Source organism: Serratia sp. JKS296, assembly GCF_900215445.1.
GTDB classification, from domain to species: Bacteria; Pseudomonadota; Gammaproteobacteria; order Enterobacterales; family Enterobacteriaceae; genus Serratia; species Serratia marcescens.
Map to the genome: position 1 here is coordinate 1,834,066 of NZ_OCMX01000001.1, position 19,696 is coordinate 1,853,761.

19 protein-coding genes are annotated in these 19,696 nt (G+C 63.2%); 4 read left to right on the plus strand and 15 right to left on the minus strand.

The window, feature by feature from the left end; translation table 11 throughout:
• Positions 1–41 precede the first annotated feature (41 nt).
• The gene (locus CRO23_RS08655) at positions 42–1,229 is read left to right on the plus strand and encodes an amino acid aminotransferase (RefSeq protein WP_097101774.1); all 1,188 of its coding nucleotides are present in this window, start codon (positions 42–44) and stop codon (positions 1,227–1,229) included.
• Positions 1,230–1,249: 20 nt separating this feature from the next.
• Complete coding sequence (locus CRO23_RS08660) at positions 1,250–2,647, plus strand: amino acid permease (RefSeq protein WP_016927185.1); 1,398 nt, start codon at positions 1,250–1,252, stop codon at positions 2,645–2,647.
• 39 nt (positions 2,648–2,686) lie between these two features.
• On the opposite strand, the gene paaY is transcribed toward CRO23_RS08660, so the two are convergent.
• The 13 genes from paaY to paaA all read right to left on the minus strand — a co-directional run bounded on the left by paaY (position 2,687) and on the right by paaA (position 13,980).
• On the minus strand, positions 2,687–3,283 hold the full coding sequence (gene paaY / locus CRO23_RS08665; protein WP_016927186.1) for a phenylacetic acid degradation protein PaaY: 597 nt from the start codon (positions 3,281–3,283) through the stop codon (positions 2,687–2,689).
• Between the two features lie 12 nt (positions 3,284–3,295).
• Complete coding sequence (gene paaX, locus CRO23_RS08670) at positions 3,296–4,234, minus strand: phenylacetic acid degradation operon negative regulatory protein PaaX (protein ID WP_097101775.1); 939 nt, start codon at positions 4,232–4,234, stop codon at positions 3,296–3,298.
• A 78-nt stretch (positions 4,235–4,312) separates the two neighbouring features.
• Positions 4,313–5,620 carry a phenylacetate--CoA ligase PaaK gene (gene paaK, locus CRO23_RS08675; RefSeq protein ID WP_016927188.1) on the minus strand — a complete coding sequence of 436 codons (1,308 nt, stop codon included), beginning with the start codon at positions 5,618–5,620 and terminating at the stop codon, positions 4,313–4,315.
• A gap of 15 nt (positions 5,621–5,635) precedes the next feature.
• On the minus strand, positions 5,636–6,841 hold the full coding sequence (gene pcaF, locus CRO23_RS08680) for a 3-oxoadipyl-CoA thiolase (protein WP_097101777.1): 1,206 nt from the start codon (positions 6,839–6,841) through the stop codon (positions 5,636–5,638).
• Positions 6,838–7,278 carry a hydroxyphenylacetyl-CoA thioesterase PaaI gene (gene paaI / locus CRO23_RS08685; protein ID WP_079449876.1) on the minus strand — a complete coding sequence of 147 codons (441 nt, stop codon included), beginning with the start codon at positions 7,276–7,278 and terminating at the stop codon, positions 6,838–6,840. The genes pcaF and paaI overlap by 4 nt, the downstream gene beginning before the upstream one ends.
• Positions 7,275–8,807: a 3-hydroxyacyl-CoA dehydrogenase gene (locus CRO23_RS08690; RefSeq protein WP_097101778.1), complete on the minus strand. Its 1,533-nt coding sequence runs from the start codon at positions 8,805–8,807 to the stop codon at positions 7,275–7,277. The genes paaI and CRO23_RS08690 overlap by 4 nt, the downstream gene beginning before the upstream one ends.
• Before the next feature lie 2 nt (positions 8,808–8,809).
• Positions 8,810–9,601, minus strand: a complete 792-nt coding sequence (paaG, locus tag CRO23_RS08695; RefSeq protein WP_097101779.1) for a 2-(1,2-epoxy-1,2-dihydrophenyl)acetyl-CoA isomerase PaaG — start codon at positions 9,599–9,601, stop codon at positions 8,810–8,812.
• 3 nt (positions 9,602–9,604) lie between these two features.
• Positions 9,605–10,378 carry a 2,3-dehydroadipyl-CoA hydratase PaaF gene (paaF, locus tag CRO23_RS08700; protein ID WP_033639967.1) on the minus strand — a complete coding sequence of 258 codons (774 nt, stop codon included), beginning with the start codon at positions 10,376–10,378 and terminating at the stop codon, positions 9,605–9,607.
• An 8-nt stretch (positions 10,379–10,386) separates the two neighbouring features.
• Positions 10,387–11,445, minus strand: a complete 1,059-nt coding sequence (paaE, locus tag CRO23_RS08705) for a 1,2-phenylacetyl-CoA epoxidase subunit PaaE (RefSeq protein WP_097101781.1) — start codon at positions 11,443–11,445, stop codon at positions 10,387–10,389.
• Positions 11,446–11,458: 13 nt separating this feature from the next.
• The gene (gene paaD, locus CRO23_RS08710; protein WP_060444593.1) at positions 11,459–11,956 is read right to left on the minus strand and encodes a 1,2-phenylacetyl-CoA epoxidase subunit PaaD; all 498 of its coding nucleotides are present in this window, start codon (positions 11,954–11,956) and stop codon (positions 11,459–11,461) included.
• 9 nt (positions 11,957–11,965) lie between these two features.
• Positions 11,966–12,724, minus strand: coding sequence for a 1,2-phenylacetyl-CoA epoxidase subunit PaaC (gene paaC, locus CRO23_RS08715; protein WP_016927195.1), 759 nt, complete (start codon positions 12,722–12,724; stop codon positions 11,966–11,968).
• An 8-nt stretch (positions 12,725–12,732) separates the two neighbouring features.
• Entirely contained in the window at positions 12,733–13,020 is a 288-nt protein-coding gene (gene paaB, locus CRO23_RS08720; protein ID WP_004935173.1) for a 1,2-phenylacetyl-CoA epoxidase subunit PaaB, read from the minus strand.
• 21 nt (positions 13,021–13,041) lie between these two features.
• On the minus strand, positions 13,042–13,980 hold the full coding sequence (paaA, locus tag CRO23_RS08725) for a 1,2-phenylacetyl-CoA epoxidase subunit PaaA (RefSeq protein WP_015378348.1): 939 nt from the start codon (positions 13,978–13,980) through the stop codon (positions 13,042–13,044).
• A 316-nt stretch (positions 13,981–14,296) separates the two neighbouring features.
• On the opposite strand from paaA, the gene paaZ reads away from it, so the two are divergent.
• Positions 14,297–16,363 carry a phenylacetic acid degradation bifunctional protein PaaZ gene (paaZ, locus tag CRO23_RS08730; protein ID WP_097101783.1) on the plus strand — a complete coding sequence of 689 codons (2,067 nt, stop codon included), beginning with the start codon at positions 14,297–14,299 and terminating at the stop codon, positions 16,361–16,363.
• A 43-nt stretch (positions 16,364–16,406) separates the two neighbouring features.
• On the opposite strand, the gene CRO23_RS08735 is transcribed toward paaZ, so the two are convergent.
• Positions 16,407–17,300: a Kdo hydroxylase family protein gene (locus CRO23_RS08735; protein ID WP_028128136.1), complete on the minus strand. Its 894-nt coding sequence runs from the start codon at positions 17,298–17,300 to the stop codon at positions 16,407–16,409.
• 479 nt (positions 17,301–17,779) lie between these two features.
• Positions 17,780–19,333 carry a sensor domain-containing diguanylate cyclase gene (locus tag CRO23_RS08740; RefSeq protein WP_097101785.1) on the minus strand — a complete coding sequence of 518 codons (1,554 nt, stop codon included), beginning with the start codon at positions 19,331–19,333 and terminating at the stop codon, positions 17,780–17,782.
• A gap of 160 nt (positions 19,334–19,493) precedes the next feature.
• Here CRO23_RS08740 and CRO23_RS08745 point away from each other — a divergent pair, with 160 nt between their 5' ends.
• Entirely contained in the window at positions 19,494–19,688 is a 195-nt protein-coding gene (locus tag CRO23_RS08745) for a hypothetical protein (protein WP_049240706.1), read from the plus strand.
• The last annotated feature ends 8 nt before the right edge of the window (positions 19,689–19,696 follow it).

A 19,696-nucleotide genomic window follows, 5' to 3' on the forward strand; every position in this document is an offset into this window, starting at 1 on the left:
TCAGTCTTAATATTAATTCAATAACGAGTTAAGGATGAGTCATGTTTAAACAGATTACACCTTCCGCCGCCGATCCTATTATGTCGCTCATGGAAGCCTATTTGCAGGATCCCAATCCGAAAAAAGTGAATTTAGGCATTGGGCTGTATTACGACCGACAGGGGAATATTCCGCTGATGCAGGCGGTTGAGGCCGCTGAGCAGCGGTTGCTGGCGCTGCGTCGCCCGCACGGTTATCCGCCGATCGAAGGTTCGCCGCAGTTCGCTCGCCAGGTGCAGACGCTGCTGTTTGGTGAGCAACAGGCGGCCGAGATCGCCACGGTGCAGACCGTCGGCGGCTCCGGCGCGTTGAAGCTGGCGGCGGATTTTTTGCGCCACTTTCTGGCGCGCGGTGAAATTTGGGTGTCCGATCCCACCTGGGCCAATCACTGGGCGATTTTCGAAGGCGCCGGGCTGCGGGTGAATACCTATCCCTACTTTGATGAAGCGGCGGGCGGCCTGCGTTTCGCCGCCATGCTCGACGCGTTGGACAGCCTGCCGCCCGGCAGCGTGGTCCTGTTGCATCCTTGTTGCCATAACCCGACTGGCACCGATCTGACGGCGGAGCAGTGGCGCGCCACGCTCGCCGTGCTGCAGCGGCGTAACCTGCTGCCGCTGTTCGACATCGCCTATCAGGGCTTCGGCGACGGGCTGGAGGAGGACTGCTTTGCGTTGCGCGAAGCGCTGAAAACCGATCTGCCATTTTTGGTCTGCAACTCGTTTTCCAAAAACGTCGCGCTGTACGGCCAGCGTCTGGGCGCGCTGTCGGTGCGCTGCGCCGATGCGGAAAACGCCGTCAACGTCAAAGGGGCGTTAAAAACGCTGATCCGCCGCAGCTACTCCTGCCCGCCGACGCACGGCAGCCAGATCGTGGAAGCCCTGCTCGGTGACGCCGAACTCGGCCGGCTTTGGCGCAATGAGCTGGCGGAAATGCGCTCGCGCATCAAGCAAATGCGTGAACAGCTGGCCGCCGGCCTGGCGCAGGGCGGTTCTTCGCTGGATCATCGGCGCATACGCGATCAGCGCGGCATGTTCAGCTATACCGGCCTGAACGAAGCGCAGCTGCAGACTCTGCGACAGCGCTACGCCATCTATCTGGTCTCACCCGGCCGCATGTGCTTGCCGGGGCTCAATCCCGGCAACATTGACTACGTGACCGCCGCCATTCTCGACGTCACCCGTACCGCCTAACTCCGCCCGGGAGCACAGCCATGCCACAGATGAATGATTTTGAGCATATCGCCCGCCGTCAGGGCGGGTTGAACAAGCATCTTACCGCCGGACAGATGTCGATGCTGGCGATCGGCGGCGCCATCGGCACCGGGCTGTTTCTTGGCAGCGCCTACGCCATTCAGATGGCGGGGCCGTCGGTATTGTTGAGCTACCTGATCGGCGGCGTCATTGCGCTGCTGCTGATGGGGAGCCTGGCGGAAATGACCTCCGAACACCCGACGCCCGGCTCGTTCGGCGATTACGCTGAATTCTATCTCGGCCCGTTGTTCGGTTTTCTGGTGCGTTATTCTTACTGGTCCTGCGTGGTGTTGGCGGTGGGCACCGAAGTCACCGCCATCGGCATGTACATGCAGTTCTGGTTCCCGGCGACGCCGACCTGGCCGTGGGTGCTGCTGTTCTCGGCGGCGGTGATCGTTGTTAACGTGATCGGCGTGAAATCGTTCGGCCAGGTGGAATACGCGCTGTCCACCGTCAAAGTGACGGCGATCGTGGCGTTTATTCTGATCGGCATCGGCATTCTGGCATTCTCGGGCAACCCGGCCTACGGCCTGCGCAACCTGACCGCCGGCGGCTTCATGCCGTTTGGCGTCAAGGGCATGTGGTTCGCCGTGATCGTGTCCATCTTCAGCTACCTGAGCATTGAAATGATCGCGGTGGCCGCCGGCGAGGCCAAGAATCCGGTGATTGCGGTGAAGGCGGCGTTCAAGGGCACCATCGTGCGGCTGTTCATCTTCTACATGCTGTCGATCGCCCTGATGCTGGCCATCGTGCCCTGGCGCCAGTCCGGCACCGGCGAAAGCCCGTTCCTGATGGCGATGAACGTGATCCATCTGCCCGCCGCCGCCGGTATTTTCAACTTTATCGTGCTGGTGGCGGCGCTGTCGGCAATGAACAGCCAGCTGTATATCACCACTCGCATGATGTTCTCGCTGTCGCGCGCCGGGCAGGCGCCGGCGGCGTTGGGGCGCGTCAGCCGGCGCGGTATTCCGGTCAATGCACTGGCGATGTCGTGTATCGGTATCGTGGTGTCTATCGTGCTGAGCCTGGTGGCGCCGGAAACCTCGTTCGCCGCCATGATGTCTATCTCGGTGTATGGCGCCTGCTTTACCTGGCTGATGATTTTCGTCACCCACCTGTTCTTCCGCCGCCGGCATCGGCAGACCCACCTGAAATTTCGCATGTGGGGCTTTCCCTATACCACCTTGCTGGGCGCCGGGCTGATGGCGGCGTTGATGATCTCGACCGCGTTTACCGAATTTTTCCGCATGACGTTGTGGTTCGGTATTCCGTTCACCCTGTTGCTGGTGGTGGCTTATCACTTCCAGAGCCGCCGCGCGGCTGAGCCGTCGCCGCTCAAGGCGCCGGAAGTGAAGTAATGCGGGGGAGGGGCTGAGGCGCGCCTTCAGCCCTTGTGACTACAGCTGGCTTTTCGGGATCAGGTGGTCGCCGAAACTCAGGCGTTGGCGGCCCGGCTCGATTTCGGCCAGCGGCGCCACTTCGTGCAGCGAGGATTTGCAGCGCTGCACCAGATCCTGATACTCGCGGGTGCCGGCGATCTTCCAGGCCAGCTCCTGTTCGGTCAGATCGCGCAGCACGCGCGCCGGGCTGCCGACCACCAGCTTGTTGGCTTCGATCACCGCCGCGGCTTTGACGAACGCCATCGCGCCGACGATGGTGTTCTCGCCGATCTCCGCACCGTCCATCACCACCGCGTTCATGCCCACCATCGCGTTGCGGCGAATGCGGCAGCCGTGCAGGATGGCGCCGTGGCCGATATGACCGTCTTCTTCCACCACCGTGTCCTGCTGCGGGAAGCCGTGCATCACGCAGTTGTCCTGAATGTTGGCGCCGTCGCAGATCACCAGGCGGCCAAAATCGCCGCGCAGGCTGGCGTTCGGGCCGATATACACGTGCTTGCCGACGATCACGTCGCCGATCAGCACCGCGGTCGGGTGCACGTAACTGCTGGGGTCAACGACCGGCGTCAGGCCGTCAATCTGATACACAGGCATAGCGTGAGTTCCTTAATATGCAGGGTCGCGCGGCAGGCCGCCGAAGCGCCGATAGTAGCCGGCGGCCGGCGCGGGCAGGGCGCCGATGGTGGTCTCCGCCAGCGCGCTGACGTATTCCGTCGCGGCGCGATCGACCTGCTGATAGAGATTGATGCACAGGTTGCGGGCGATCTGGCCCTCCCACTGCGCGGGCAGCAGCGCGTCCGGCAGCAACGGATCTTTCAACACCACGCGACGGAAGAAGTGAATCAATAATAGCTTAATCTGGAAGCAGCGCAGCGGCGTCAGCGCCGCCGGGTCGACTTCGCGCAGCAGCGCCATCAGCGGCCGGAAGGAGACGATAAACTCGTGATAGCCGGCCGCCACGTCGCTGAGCGACCAACAGTCGGCCACCAGTTTCTGCAGGGTTTGCTCGGAGCGGTTATAGGGGTAATCGGCGCGAAAGTAGATCACCTGCTCGCTGGCGTTCAGTTCGCCGAGCAGCGCCGTCACGTCGGTTTGCGCATGGGTGGGGGCGGCCATCAGATTGTTGGCGATTTGCCCGAACCCGAGCCAGCCCAGCTCTTTTTTCAGCCGCGCACGCGCGTTTTTTTCGGCGCATTCCAGCAGCAACAGCTCCCACTTGCCGTCCCAAGCGGGCTGCTCGCGCAGATAGATCTTCGATTCGGCGTGGCGGAACTGGCGCATTCCCTGCTCGGTCACGCGGTAGAAGCTGCGGCGGCCGATTTTCTCCACCGCCAGCCAACCTTCTTTTTGCAGGCGGAACACCGAGGTGCGCACGAAACGATCGCCGAAACCGAAGGCCTCCAGCAGCGCGCTCAGGCTGCCGAGCCACACTTCGCCGCCGCGGTGGCTGAGCGCGTCGCCGTACAGCGAAATGATCAGCGACGTGCCGCTGATCGGCTGGGCGTCGACGGCATGGCGAATGAACTCATCCAGTTTATGTTCCATATTTTTCCATGGGTTAGCCTTCGATGAGCCACAACATTAACATAATTTGGGGCGGCGTCATCCGTGACGCCGTGCGCCTCAGCGCGGCCGCAGATCGACCACGCGCTGCGCCTTGCCTTCCGAGCGCGGAATATCGCCGCAGTTGGCGATGCTGACGTCGGTGCTGACGCCCACGATCGATTTAATGTGATGGCGCAGCTGGTGGCAGATATCGCAACGCTGCTGATGGCTGAGGCTGAGCGCCGATTCTTTCAGCTCGACGCGCACCGCCAGCGTGTCCAGATGCCCGCTGCGGCTGACCTGCAGTTGATAGTGCGGCGACAGCTGCTCGAACTGCATGATCTGTTCTTCCACCTGCGACGGGAAGACGTTGACGCCGCGGATGATCAGCATGTCGTCGGAGCGGCCGGTGATCTTGCCCATGCGGCGCATCTGGCGCGCGTCGCCCGGCAGCAGCCGGGTGAGATCGCGGGTGCGGTAGCGGATCACCGGCAGCGCCTCTTTGGTCAGGGTGGTGAACACCAGTTCGCCGTGTTCGCCGTCCGGCAGGGCGATGCCGGTCTCCGGACAGATGATCTCCGGCAGGAAGTGGTCTTCCCAGATGGTGGGGCCGCCGCCGCTTTCCAGACACTCCATCGCCACGCCCGGCCCCATCACTTCCGACAGGCCGTAAATATCCAGCGCCTTGATGCCCATGCGGGTTTCGATTTCGTGGCGCAGGGCTTCGGTCCAGGGTTCGGCGCCGAACACGCCGAGCCGCAGCGAGCAGCCGCGTGCGTCGCCGCCCATTTTGCGTTCCAGTTCGTCGATCAGCGTCAGGCAATAGGACGGCGTCACCATGATGATGTCGGGTTTGAAGTCGAGGATCAGCTGCGCCTGGCGTTCCGTCTGGCCGCCGGACATCGGGATCACCGTCGCGCCGAGCCGCTCCGCGCCGTAGTGCGCGCCCAGGCCGCCGGTGAACAGGCCGTAGCCGTAGGCGACGTGCACCTTGTCTTTGGCGGTGGCGCCGCCGGCGCGCAGGCAGCGGGCGACGATATCGGCCCAATTATCGATGTCGCGCTGGGTGTAACCGACCACCGTCGGGCGGCCGGTGGTACCCGAGGAGGCGTGGATGCGCACCACCTGCTCCATCGGCACTGCGAAGGTGTCGAACGGGTAGTTGTCGCGCAGATCCTGCTTGGTGGTGTAGGGGAAGCGCGCCAGATCGCTCAGCTGTTTGAGATCGTCGGGGTGTACGCCGGCCTGGTCGAATTTGCGTTTGTACATCGGCACATTGTCGTAGGCGTGGTGCAGCGTCCACTTCAGACGCGCCAACTGCAACGCTTCAATCTCATCGCGCGAGGCGAATTCGATCGTTTCGAGGGGCTGTGGATTTATTGTCATGGTTAGCCTCAGGGGTCAGACACGCTCAATGATCATGGCGATGCCTTGGCCGACGCCGATGCACATGGTGCAAAGCGCATAGCGGCCGGCTCGCCGTTCCAGTTCAAACAGGGCGGCCAGCGCCAGGCGCGCGCCGCTCATGCCCAGCGGGTGCCCCAGAGCGATCGCGCCGCCGTTGGGGTTAACCTGCGGGGCATCGTCCGGCAGGCCAAGCTGGCGCATCACCGCCAACGCCTGGGCGGCGAACGCTTCGTTCAGTTCGATGACGTCCATCTGCGCCAGGCTCAGCCCGGCGATCTCCAGCACCTTGCGGGTGGCCGGCAGCGGGCCGATGCCCATCAGGCGCGGCTCCACGCCGCAGGTGGCGGTGGCAAGGATGCGCGCGCGCGGCGTCAGCCCCTGGCGCGCCGCCATCGCTTCGGAGGCGACGATCAGCGCCGCCGCGCCGTCGTTCAGGCCCGAGGCGTTGCCGGCGGTGACGCTGCCGGGCTGACGGAACGGGGTTTTCAGCGCCTGCAGCTGCTCGAAGGTGGTGTCGGCGCGCGGGTGTTCATCCTGGCTGAACAGGGTGACCGCGCCTTTTTTACCGGTGAGGCTGACCGGGGCTATCTCCTGCGCCAGGTGGCCCAGCGCCTGCGCCCGGGCGGCGCGCTGCTGGCTGCGCAGCGCAAAGGCGTCCTGATCGGCGCGGCTGATATTGAACTGCGCCGCGACGTTTTCGGCGGTCTCCGGCATCGAATCGGTGCCGAACTCGGCCTGCATCCGCGGATTGACGAAGCGCCAGCCGAGGGTGGTGTCGTACAGCTGCGCCTGGCGGCTGAAGGCGCTGTCGGCCTTGCCCATCACCAGCGGCGCGCGGGTCATCGATTCCGCGCCGCCGGCCAGCAGCAGCCCGGCGTCGCCGGCCCTGATGCTGCGCGCCGCCATCGCCAGCGCATCCAGGCCCGAACCGCACAGGCGGTTCACCGTAGTGCCGGAAACGCCGACCGGCAATCCGGCCAGCAGCAGCGCCATGCGCGCCAGATTGCGGTTGTCTTCCCCGGCCTGGTTGGCGCAGCCGAGGATCACATCGTCCAGCTGCGCCCAATCCACCTGTGGATAGCGCTCCAGCAGCACGCGCAGCGGCAGGGCGGCGAGGTCGTCGGCGCGCACCTGGGCCAGCGCGCCGCCATAGCGGCCGATCGGGGTGCGCACGCCGTCGCAGATAAATGCCTGATTCATGCCCGATCTCCTAAAATGCTGTGACCGAGGCGGTGCGCGCGGCCACGGAACCAGGCGACGGTTTTGCCCAGTTGGTTAACGATCTCGACGTCGTACAGCCCGGTGGCTTTGCCCTGGTGGCGCACCGCCGCGCTGGCGGTGAGGCGATCGCCGGCCAGCGCCGGGCGGACGAAGTCGATGCTGCAGCCGGAGGCCACCGCCGCCAACCCCTGGCTGTTGCAGGCGTAGGCGAAGGCGGTGTCCGCCAGGCTGAACAGCTGGCCGCCGTGGCAGGTCTGGTGGCCATTGAGCATCTGCGGGCCGACGGTCATGCTGACCTGAGCGTACCCGGCGTCGACGGCGTCGATATGCATCCCCATCGCCTGAGCGCAGGTATCTTGCTGGAACATCTGTTCGGCGCAGCGCTGAGCCAGCGCGCGCGGCGTATTGGCGTTCATCGTTCGGCTCCTGAGAAAGAGGCGGGGGAAGCGTAGCGGCGCAGCAGCGGCATCGGGCGATAGCGCGCTTCGCCGTAATAGCGTTGCAGGTTTTCCAGCGTTGTCAGAATGTGGCACCAGCCGAGTGCGGCGCCCCAGGCCAGCGGGCCGCGCGGATAGTTGACACCGCGCAGCATCGCCAGATCGGTATCTTCGGCGCCGGCGACGCCTTTGTTCACCACGTCGAGCGCTTCGTTGGCCAGCATGGCCAGAGTGCGCATCGTCAGCAGGCCGGGATAATCCGGCAGTTGAATGACCTGCTTGCCGAGGGACTGCAGCTGGCGAATCGCGTTGGCATTGTGTTGCGCGCCGTTTTGCGCCGCGCAGCTGATGGCGATGGCGGAGGCATGCGCATAGTCGGCACAGAGATCGAACAGCACCACGGGCGTTCCACGTTCGTCGGCCAGTTGGCCGGCGGTTTTACCATTGGTTAACATCAGTGTAACGTCGTCGATCGTGAGGTACGGGCTGGTCTGGCCAGGTTGTTTGATCGCCCCCGCATTTTCGATCAACAGTTCCGCCAAATCGGCCAGCGAAGACCAGTCGCCGTGCAGCGTGACGCGTTGCGGCGGCGCGGCCTGCGCCGGCGGCGCAAAGGCGATCATCTCTGCGACGGGGCGTTGCGCGTCGTAGCGGTAGAAGCCGCGGCCGGATTTGCGGCCGAGATGTCCGGCGGCCACCAGCTCCTGCTGCACCAGTGAGGGGGTGAAGCGCGGATCCTGGTAGAAGGCCTGATACACCGAGTCTGTCACGGCGTAATTGACGTCCTGGCCGATCAGATCGGTCAACTGCAGCGGGCCCATGGCGAAACCGCCGGCGTCGCGCATTACCGCATCCAGGGTGGCGGCGTCGGCCACCCGTTCCTCCAGTGCGCGCAAGGTTTCGGCGTAGAACGGCCGCGCCACGCGGTTGACGATGAATCCCGGCGTCGAACGACACACGACGCTCTGCTTACCCCAGCGCTGCGCCAGGGCTTGCAGCGCGGCGAGGGTCTCGGCCCCGGTCTCCAGACCGCTGACGATCTCCACCAGCTTCATCAGCGGCGCCGGGTTGAAGAAGTGCAGCCCGGCCATGCGCTGTGGGTGTTGCAAGGCGCCGGCGATGGCGGTGATCGACAGCGAAGAAGTATTGCTGGCGAACAGCGCCGTGGGCGAGCAGATCGCTTCCAGATCGCGGAACAGGCTCTGCTTGATCGCCAGATTTTCCGCCACCGCTTCAATCACCAGCGCGCTGTCGGCCAGTTGCTCGAGCGAATCGGCGCGTTCGAGACGCGCCAGCAGCGCCTCGGTGGTGTTTGCGTCGGCCTTGCCGCCGTCGACCCGCTGCCGCAGGCGGCGAGCGAGTTCGTCGATCGCGCGCTGGGCGGCGGCGGGGGCGATATCGAACAGCCGCACCGGGTGACCGGCGGCGGCGGCCACCTGCGCAATGCCGATGCCCATGGTGCCGGCGCCGATCACTGCCACCTGGCCGTTAAGAAGGGGCGCGTTCATGGCTATTTCCCGCTGAAGTTTGGCGTGCGTTTGGCGAAGAACGCGCTGACGCCTTCGCGATAGTCGTCGCTGCGGCCCCCCAATCGCTGCAGATCGCGTTCCAGATCGAGCTGTTGATCGAGGCTGTTGGTGGCCGAACTGTAGATGGCTTTCTTGATTAGCCCCAGACCGTAAGTCGGCTGGGTGGCCAGATGGCGCGCCAGCGTTTGCGTGCGGTCGGCCAATTCATCCGCCGGCACCACCTGCCAGATCATGCCCCACTCCAGCGCCTGTTGGGCGCTGATTTTGTCGCCCAGCATGGCCATGCCCATCGCGCGGGCGTGGCCGGCCAGCCGCGGCAGGAACCAGCTGCCGCCGGAATCCGGCACCAGACCCAGGCGGCAGAACGACTGAATAAAGCCGGCGTTGTCGGCGGCGATGACGATGTCGCACGCCAGAGCCAGCGCGGCGCCGGCGCCGGCCGCCACGCCGTTGACTGCGCATACCACCGGTTTCGGCAGGGCGGTCAGGCGGCGGATCAGGGGGTTGTAGAAACGTTCGACCGACAGGCCGAGATCCGGCGCCTGTTGATCGGCGCTGACGTTGCGATCGTTGAGATCCTGCCCGGCGCAGAAACCGCGCCCGGCACCGGCGATCAGCAGGCAGCGCACGCTGTCGTCGCGCTCGGCTTGCGTCAGCGCTTCGCTCAGCTGGCGATGCATCTCGTCGTTAAAGCTGTTGAGCCGATCCGGCCGGTTGAGGGTCAGCGTCAACACGCCGGCGTCGAGATGGCTGAGAATCAATGCGTTATCCATAAATCAGCGCCCCTGATAGTTTGGCGTACGTTTTTCGAAAAAGGCGGCGATGCCTTCGCGGCGATCGTCGGTGGCGGCCAGGGTGACAAATTGCTGACGCTCCATCGCCAGCCCCTGGCTAAGGCCGATTTCCTCGGCCTGTTTCAGCGCCTGTTTGGCGGCGCGCAGCGCCAGCGGCGCCTGGCGGCTGATGCGATCGGCAATCTGCTGCGTGCGCTCCAGCGTCAGGGCATCGACACATACTTCGCTGATCAGGCCGGCCTGCAGCGCGGTGCGGGCGTCGATGGCTTCGCCGGTCAGCACCATCTGGCTGGCGCGCGCCTTGCCGACGCAGCGGATCAGGCGCTGGGTGCCCCCGGCGCCCGGCATCAGGCCGAGGGTGATCTCCGGCAGGCCGAAGCGGGCGCTTTCGCCGCCGATGACGATGTCGCAGGCCAGCGCCAGCTCGCAGCCGGCGCCCAGGGCATAACCGTTCACCGCCGCCAGCAGCGGTTTGCTGAACTGCGCCAGCCGCTGCCACAGCTGCGGACGGCGATCCGCCAGCGTGGCCGGCAGATCCTGCTGTTGCAGTTCGCGCAGATCGGCGCCGGCGGCGAAGAAGCGCGCCGCGCCGGCGATCACCACGGCGCCCACGCCGCTGTCGGCGTCGGCCTGCTCCAGCCGGGCAACCAGCTGTTCCAGACACGGCGTGCTCAGGGCGTTACGCGCCTCCGGGCGATGCAGCGTCAGCGTGACCACGCGGTGTTGCTGCTGATGCAAAATAAAGGGGGTGTCCATCGCGGCTCCTAGACGTCGAAGTCCAACACCACGCCGTCGCCTTTCGGCCACGACTGGCAGCTCAATACATAGCCCGCCGCCAACTGATCCGGCTCCAGGCTGTAGTTGACGCCCATCTCCACCTGGCCGGCCTTGAGACGGCATTTGCAGGTGGCGCACACGCCGCCTTTGCAGGCGTAGGGCAGATCGGCGCCCTGGCGCAGCGCGGCATCGAGAATGCTGTCGTCCTGTTCGCCGACCTCGATATCCAACCGGCGGCCGTCGAGCAGGATCGCCACCCGGGTGGCGTTGCGATCGCCGCTGTGGCGCGGGCGGGTGACCAGGCCGCTGGTGTTGAAGCGTTCGCTGTGGATGTGATTGGCCGGTACGCCGGCCTGCTCCAGCACGGTCTGCGCGTCGTCCATCATCGATTCCGGCCCGCAGATAAAGGCGTGGTCATAGTCGCGGAAATCCAGCAGCGCGCCGCCGATCGCCGCCAGGCGTTCACGGTCGATGCGGCCTCTGAGCAGCGGGCTGTCGAGGCTCTCTTGGCTGAACAGGTACAGCGGCTGAAAACGCTGCGGGTAGCGGTTTTTCAGATCCGACAGCGCCTCTTTGAACATCATCGAACGGCTGTTGCGGTTGCCGTAGATCAGGGTGAACCTGCTGCCCGGTTCGAACTGCAGCGTTGCCTTGATGATCGACAGCATCGGTGTGATGCCGGAGCCGGCGGCGATCGCCAGGTAGTTGCCGCGGCGCTCCGCCTGCGGCTGATAGCCGAAGCGCCCCTGCGGCACCATCACTTCCAGCGCATCGCCGACTTTCAGCATGCGGTTGACGAAGCCGGAGAAACGGCCCTGATCAATCGCTTTTACGCCGATCTGCAGCAGGCCTTCCTGCGGCGAACTGCAGATGGAATAGCAACGCCGCAGTTCTTCGCCGTTGACTAGCGCCTTGAGCGTCAGGTGCTGGCCGGGGGTATAGCGGTATTGGTTTTGCAGCTCTTCGGGCACCCGCAGGGTGATGGCTACGGCGTCCGGCGTTTCGCGCTCGATGGCGGCGACGCTCAGGCGATGAAAGACCGTCATGGTGTCAGCGCTCCTATATGCATTTGAAATAGTCGAACGGTTCCCGGCAGTCGCAACAGCGGTACAGCGCTTTACAGGCGGTGGAGCCGAACTCGCTGATCTTCTCGCTGTGGGTGCTGCCGCAGCGCGGGCAGGCTACCGGGCCGTGGGCATGCGGCCGATCGCAGGTGTGGCCCTGCGGCGGCGCTACGCCGTATTGCCGCAGCCGCTCGCGGGCGTCGGCGTTCATCCAATCAGTGGTCCAGGCCGGGCTGAGACGGATGTCCACCTGCACCGGGCTGAAGCCGGCGGCCGTCAGCCGCTGCTCAATGGCGTTGAGCAGAAATTCGGTGGCCGGGCAGCCGGAATAGGTTGGGGTGAAGGTCACGCGCCAGCCGCTGCCGTCGCGGGCCACGTCGCGCACCATGCCCAAATCGGTGATGGACAGCACCGGCAGCTCGGGATCGCTGATCTGTTGCAGACAGTGCCAAATCTGCGGGATTTCAGCGGGTTGCAAACGAGTGACGTTCATCGCAGCCTCCTACCATTGGCCGTTTGGATAGGCGCGTTGCAGGAACTGCATCTCCGCCAGCAGCGGGCCGAGGTGTTCACTGTGTCGGCCTTGTTTGCCGCCGTGCCGGAACGCCTGCTCGGCGGGCAGCGTCAACGTCGCCTGGCGCAGCGTCTCCTCCACCTGCGCTTGCCAGGGAGCCTGCAGCTGGCGCGGATCGACGGCGATGCCCTGTTCCGCCAGCTCAAGCTCCAGCGCGTCGGCGTGGAACAGCTCGGCGGTGAAGCGCCACAGGTTATCCAGCGACTGCTGGATCTTGCGGTGGCTGATGTCGTTGCCGTCGCCGAGGCGGATCATCCAGCCGCGGCTGAAGCGCAGGTGGTAATCGGCCTCCTTCAATGACTTGGCGGCGATGGCGGCGATCTGCGCATCGCCGCTGCGGCTCAACGCCTGATGCAGCTGCACGTGGTAGACGTCGAGCAGGAACTGGCGCACCAACGTGTCGTTGAAACCGCCGTTCGGCTGTTCCGCCAGCAACAGGTTATGAAACTGGCGTTCGTCGCGGCCGAAGGCCAGGCTGTCTTCGCTGCAGGGCGGCCCGGCCAGTTCGGCGGCGTAGCTCAGGAAGTTGCGCGCCTGGCCGAGCAGATCGAGCCCGATGTTGGCCAACGCCAGATCGATTTCCAGCTCGGGCGCGTGGCCGCACCAGGCGCACAGACGCTGGGCGAGGATCAAAGGCGTGTCGCCCTGGCGGAGCAAATAGCTGATGCGCGGATCGTTAACCGTCATGGTCGCCTCTACATGTTCTTGATGCCGTCGGGAATGGTGTAAAACGTCGGATGACGGTAGATCTTGTCTTCGGACGGATCGAAGAAGGCGCCGCGGTCTTCCGGCTGCGAGGCGATCAGATGGCGGGATTGCACCACCCAAATCGAGCAGCCTTCATTACGGCGCGTGTAGGCGTCGCGGGCGTTTTCCAGCGCCATTTGGTCGTCGGCGGCGTGCAGGCTGCCGACGTGGCGATGCGCCAGCCCTTGTTTGCTGCGGATAAACACTTCATACAGCGGCCATTCAACGTGGCTCATGATCTCGGTTCCTTATGTTGGCTATGCGGCGGAAGCGGCGTTTTTCGCGGCGTGGGCCATGGCGCCGTCACGCACCCAGGCGCCGTCTTCCCAGGCGCGGCGTTTGGCCTGCAGGCGTTCGTGGTTGCATTGGCCACGCCCTTTGATCACCTCATGCAGCTCGCTCCAGTCGATCTCGCCGAAGCGATAGTGGCCGGCGGCGGCATCCCAGTGCAGATCCGGATCCGGCGCCGTCATGCCCAGCGCTTCCAGCTGCGGTACGGTGTTGTCGACGAACTTCTGCCGCAGCTCATCGTTGCTGTGGCGTTTGATCTTCCACGCCATGCTCTGGGCGCTGTGGGGGGAGTCGGCGTCGCTCGGGCCGAACATCATCAGCACCGGCCACCAGAAGCGATCGATGGCGTCCTGCAGCATGGCGCGCTGCGTGTCGCTGCCGTTGGCCATCGCCATTACCGCCTCATAGCCCTGGCGCTGGTGGAAGCTTTCCTCTTTGCAGATCTTCACCATCGCCCGCGCATAGGGGCCGTAGGACGCGCGGCACAGCGCCACCTGGTTGACGATGGCGGCGCCGTCAACCAGCCAGCCGATCACGCCGATATCCGCCCAGTTGAGCGTGGGGTAATTGAAGATAGAGGAGTACTTCATCTTGCCGTCGAGCATCTTTTGGTAGATGTCCTGGCGCGAACAGCCGAGGGTCTCGGCGGCGCTGTAGAGGTACAGACCGTGGCCGGCCTCATCCTGCACTTTGGCCAGCAGCACCGCCTTGCGGCGCAGCGTGGGGGCGCGCGTCAGCCAGTTGGCTTCCGGCAGCATGCCGATGACTTCCGAGTGGGCGTGTTGGCCGATTTGCCGAATCAGGTTCTGACGATAGGCGTCCGGCATCCAGTCTTTGGCCTCAATGGCGATATCCGCCGCGATCTTGTCGTCGAAATGCTGCTGATACTGTGCGTCAGTTGTCATGCTTGCCTCTTGGTGATTCGTATTTTTCACATTAAATATAAAAATGTGAATCACTTTAACTAACCATAAGGCTACAAACTGATAACAAAAAGATCAAACGAGATTTATGTGGTTTTGCGAGCTCACTCACAAGTGTTTGTGTTAATTTTTTGATTTTATTTAATAAATAAAAGCAATGACTCCGTGTTAACGCCGGAAAATCGGCTTGAAAGCGCTTCTTGTTCTCTTTTTGTTAAAATTGAGTTTGGCGTCGACTGGCATTTATGTGATACGTAATTAAGCTGTATGGTGAAAATTTATGAATTCCGGAGGGCACATGCAGCAGTTACACAGTTATCTTTCTGGCGCCTGGGTGTACGGGCAGGGAGAGACGCGCGAGATCCGTCACGCCGTGACCGGCGAAGCGTTGTACCAGGTCTGCTCCGACGGCCTGCCGTTAGCGGCGAGCCTGAGCTATGCGCGCAGCCACGGCGGCCCGGCGCTGGCGCACATGACATTCCAGCAGCGCGCCCAGATGCTGAAAGCGGTGGCGAAACACCTGCTGGCGCATAAAGAGGCGCTGTATCAGATTTCCTATCAAACCGGCGCGACGCGCGGCGACGGCTGGGTCGATATCGAAGGCGGCATCGCCACGCTGTTCGCCTATGCCGGCATGGCCGGCCGCGATCTGCCGGATGATACGCTGTGGCCGGAAGATGAGCTGATCCCGCTGTCGAAGCAGGCGCAGTTCGCCGCCCGCCACGTATTGACCTCGCGCCCCGGCGTGGCGCTGCATATCAACGCCTTCAACTTCCCTTGCTGGGGCATGCTGGAAAAACTGGCGCCGACCTGGCTGGCGGGCATGCCGGCCATCATCAAGCCGGCCACCGCCACCGCGCAACTGACGCAGGCGATGGTCAGGCTGATTGTCGACAGCGGGCTGGTGCCGGAAGGGGCGCTGCAGTTGGTATGCGGCGGCGTCGGCGACATGTTTGCGCACCTGGATTACCAGGATGCGGTGACCTTTACCGGCTCGGCGCAGACCGGGCAGCGGCTGCGGGCGCATCCGCGCCTGTTGGAAAAATCGATCGCGTTCACCATGGAGGCGGATTCGCTCAACTGCTGCGTGCTGGCGGAAGACGTGACGCCGGAGATGCCGGAATTTGCGCTGTTTATCAAAGAAGTGTGCCGTGAAATGACTGCCAAGGCGGGGCAGAAATGCACCGCGATCCGCCGCATCATCGTGCCGGCGGCGCAGGTGGCGGCGGTACGTCAGGCCTTGTTGCAGCGTCTGGCGGGAGTGACGGTGGGCGACCCGCAGTTGGAGCAGGTGCGCATGGGGGCGCTGGTCAGCCACGAGCAGCGTGATGATGTGCAAAGCAAGGTGGAGTTCCTGCTGCGCAACGGCTGCGAACCGCTGTGCGGCGCGTCGCTGGATAAGCTGGAAGTCATGGGCGACGGCGCGCGCGGCGGGGCGTTTTATCCGCCGACCCTGCTGTATTGCGCCGATCCGTTCACCCATCAGGCGGTGCACGGCACTGAGGCCTTCGGCCCGGTGGCGACGCTGATGCCGTATGCGGATACCGAGCAGGTGATCGCGTTGGCGTTGCTGGGGCAGGGCAGCCTGGCGGGATCGCTGGTGACCGCCGATCCGGCATTGGCCAAGCGATTCATTCGCGCGGCGGCGTGCGCCCATGGCCGCATGTTGATTTTGGATGAACAGGCGGCGGCGGAGTCCACCGGCCACGGTTCGCCGCTGCCGATGCTGGTGCACGGCGGCCCGGGGCGCGCCGGCGGCGGTGAAGAGCTGGGTGGACTGCGCGCGGTGAAGCACTATATGCAGCGCACGGCGATCCAGGGCAGCCCGGCGATGCTGGCGGCCATCGGCGGCGAATGGGTGCGCGGCGCGCCGGTCGCCGAACACCCGGTGCACCCGTTCCGGAAATACTTCGAGCAGCTGCAGCTGGGCGACAGCCTGTTGACCGCGCGCCGCACAGTGACCGAAGCGGATATCGTCAACTTCGCCTGCCTGAGCGGCGACCACTTTTACGCGCACATGGACAAGATCGGCGCTGCCGATTCGCTGTTCGGCGAGCGGGTGGCGCACGGTTACTTTGTGGTGTCCGCCGCGGCTGGGCTGTTTGTCGACGCCGCCGTCGGGCCGGTGATCGCCAACTATGGCATGGAGAATCTGCGCTTTATCGAACCGGTGAAGATCGGCGACACCATTCAGGTGCGGCTGACCTGCAAAAAGAAAATCCGCAAGCCGCAAAAAACCGCCGAAGATCGGCCGCACGGCGTGGTGGTGTGGGATGTTCAGGTGTTGAATCAGGAGCAGCAACCGGTGGCGCTGTACAGCATCCTGACGCTGGTGGCGCGCCAGCAAGGGGACTTCGAGGCATAATGCGCGTTTCGCCGCCGCCGGCATCCCGGCGGCGGCGAGTCATTCAGATCAGCGGCTGCCCGCGCAGCTGTTCCAACACTTTCAGCGGCGAACGCTGCGGATCCTGCATCTTGTTCACCGGCAACAGGAAGGTCTGTTCCAACATAAACTGGCCGCCCATCGCGGCGTGCGGCGTTTGATCCGAGAAGCAAATCCAGCTGCTGCCTGGCGGGAATTCCAGCGCCAGCTGCGGACCCCGTTGCTGATAATCACCGTCGGCCTTCATGGCGTCATGCAACTGCAGCATCAGGTGGTCATAATGGCTGCGCCGGGTTTTGGTGATGCGCACCTGGTGCTGCAGCCAGCTGCTGAAGGCGGAATAGCGCGCGAGGCGCGGCATAAAGCGTTGCGCAAGTTCAGGAAACGGCTCGCCGACGCGCCATTGGCGACGCTCGCCGTGCGGGTTGATGTTGGTGAAAATGCGCAGAATGCGTTCGCCGTAGTTCGGGCGCGACGGGAAAGCGTCAACGTGCAGGCGGCTGTCGTCTTTGCGCCAGGAACTGGTCGCCCGCCAGGCGGAAACCGGGTGCAAACGCAGGCTGCCGGTGGGGTGGTGCAGCGCCTCCTGATACTCGGGCAACAGCCCGGCGATCAGCTGGCGGCAAGATTGATAATAGCGCTCCAGCAGTTGCTGAACCTGTTGCCGGCGTTCCGCGACGGCGACGCCGCTCAGCTTGCCGGACAGCGGTTGATAGCTGATGTTTTTGCGCTTCGGATCGACCAACGTCGGATCCAGCAGCGGCATTTCCTGCTCAGATAGAGTGAAGGCCAGCTCGGGCAGAAACAGCACCTTGCCCTGTTCCAGTTCGCTGACCGCGCTGGATGCTTCCGCTGCCGCCCATTGTCGCAACGGCAGCGTCAGGACGGCCTGTTCACGCATAATATCGCCAGTAGGCATGAGATCTCCTCGCAAATCTATATCGCTTTATTCCCGCTTTCAGGTTGCCGCGTGGTTGGCTGCACTGGCTTGCGCCGTGGCTGGCTGGAGCGGCGTCAACAGGCCGCCCAATTGCAACGTGAAATTTGTGGGTTCTATTATGGATGTATCAGCAGGGCGCAGTGCGCCGAAGCGTGCGATGGCTTCCTGATATAGAGAATAGTCCTGATAAGAGTATCACCGGCAATACCAATGAAAAGTAAACGAGGGCTAAACGGAGCTACGTGTAGGCACGAATAATCAAAAATGGCACGAATTGTCTGCGGAATGGTGAGTTTCTTATCTCATTGAATTTTAATAGAAATAAATATTGCGCTTATTATTGGCGTTATTTTATCCAGAGCACAGGGTAAACCGGGGAAATAATGTTGCGGAGGGGAATTATTTCATTTGGGTTAGTAATAAATCGGGCCGCCAAATTTTGGTGGCCCGATTAATGATTAAGCGCCGTAAATGCAGTTTTTGCCTTTTTTCTTGGCCTGATACAACGCACTGTCCGCCTCATTGATAAAGCTGATCGGCGTATCGTTATACATATGCGGCACTTTGGCGCAGATACCGATGCTGATGGTGACGATGCCGTGCGGATTACCCTGATGCGGAATTTTCAGATCGCGCACCGCGCTGATGACGCGTTCGGCGAAAATCAGTGCGCCCTGGACGTCGGTATCCGGCAGGATAATCCCCATCTCTTCGCCGCCGTAACGCGCCAGAACGTCGTTGCTGCGGCACGCCAACCCTTTGAGCGTTTGGCCGATCTGCTGCAGGCATTGGTCACCGGCGACGTGGCCATAGCTGTCGTTGTACTGTTTGAAATAGTCGATATCCAGCATCAGCAGCGCCACGCTGCGGTAGTTGCGCGAAGCCCGCGCCAGCTCGTTCTTCAGCGCGATATCAAACTGGCGGCGGTTGGCCAGCCCGGTCAGGCCGTCCAGCAGCGCCAGCTCTTCGAGCATCTGGTTGATGCTGGTCAACTGATCGCGGGTACGCATCAGCTCAGCTTCGGTTTGCATGCTGTGCTTGATTTGCCGCAGCAGCACCATGCCCATCGCCAACAGGATCACCAGCAGCGAGAGGCCGCCGGCGGCGAACAGCCCGGCGTCGGTGCGCCAGTCCGCCAGCGCGTCGCGTTTCGACAGCCCGGCGGCGATCACCAGCGGAAAGCGGTTGACCCGCGAATAGCCGTAGATGCGCTCTACTTTATCGTACAGCGAGGTGATGGTGGCGTTACCGAATTCCGAATGCGGCAAAATTTCGCTGAACAGCACGCCCTTGGCGATGTTTTTACCGATCGACGCCGCCGAGTAAGGGCGGCGGTAAAGGATGGTGCCATCCGCCAGCAGCAGGTTCAGTGAGGCGTCGGTGTTGAGGGCGAAACTGTCGTAAAACTGGCGGAAATAATCGATGTACAACGTCGCCAGCACCACGCCGCCAAAGCTGCCGTCCGGGTTGTTGAAACGCCGCGAAACGGGAATGATCAGATCGCCGGTGGTGCGGCTGCGGATCACCTTGCCGATGTACAGGCCGCCGTCGTCGCGGTTTTGATGGTATATGAAGTAATCGCGATCGGCATTGTTGGCGTTCTTGATGAATTTGCCCGAGGAGGTCGCCAGCCAGCGGCCGCGCGCATCGTAGAGAAACAGCCCATGCAGCTGCGGCAGGTTGCCGACCTGCGTTTGCATCACCCGCTGCAGCCGGGTCAATTGCGAGGGCCCCAATCCGTCGTTCTGGAGACGTTCGGTCAGATCGAGCAGATTGCCGTCCACCTGCATGAAAGTATCGTCGGCATGCTGCGCCAGCGAGCGGGCGAGGTTGGCGGATTCATGCTCGGCGCTGCGCAGATCGCGCTGGTGTGCGTTCCAGATTTGCCAGCTGTTAAAGAGGATCAGCGTGGCGGCAACGATGATGACAAACACGCCGGCCTGAAATAATAATGGGGAGCTTTTAACGCTGCGCGCCGGCACGGCATCCTGTATGGGTTGCTGCTGAGTCATGTCACCCTTGTTGTGTGATTACTATTCAGTTTGAGTTAAGAGCAATCTTATATTTTATGCATAAATGCGCCAGACCTCTAGCCTTTAACGAGGCGATAAGGCGAAAGGTCGATCGCAGCCCGCATCAGCGGCGGTGTGAGCACCTCGGAGTGAAAGAGCAATGTCTGATTACATCATTATCGCTTTACTGACGCTGGCGGTGTATTACCCCCTTACGCTGGGAACGCTGGCGGTGATGATGTACTTCGCCTGGCGCCGCCGCCGGTCGCCCTATTGGCGGTTGGGATTGGCGCTGTTGGCGCTGCTGTTCGTGCTGTTCGCCAAAGCGGCGTATGACTGGCACCGCTACAGCTAGCGGCGCCA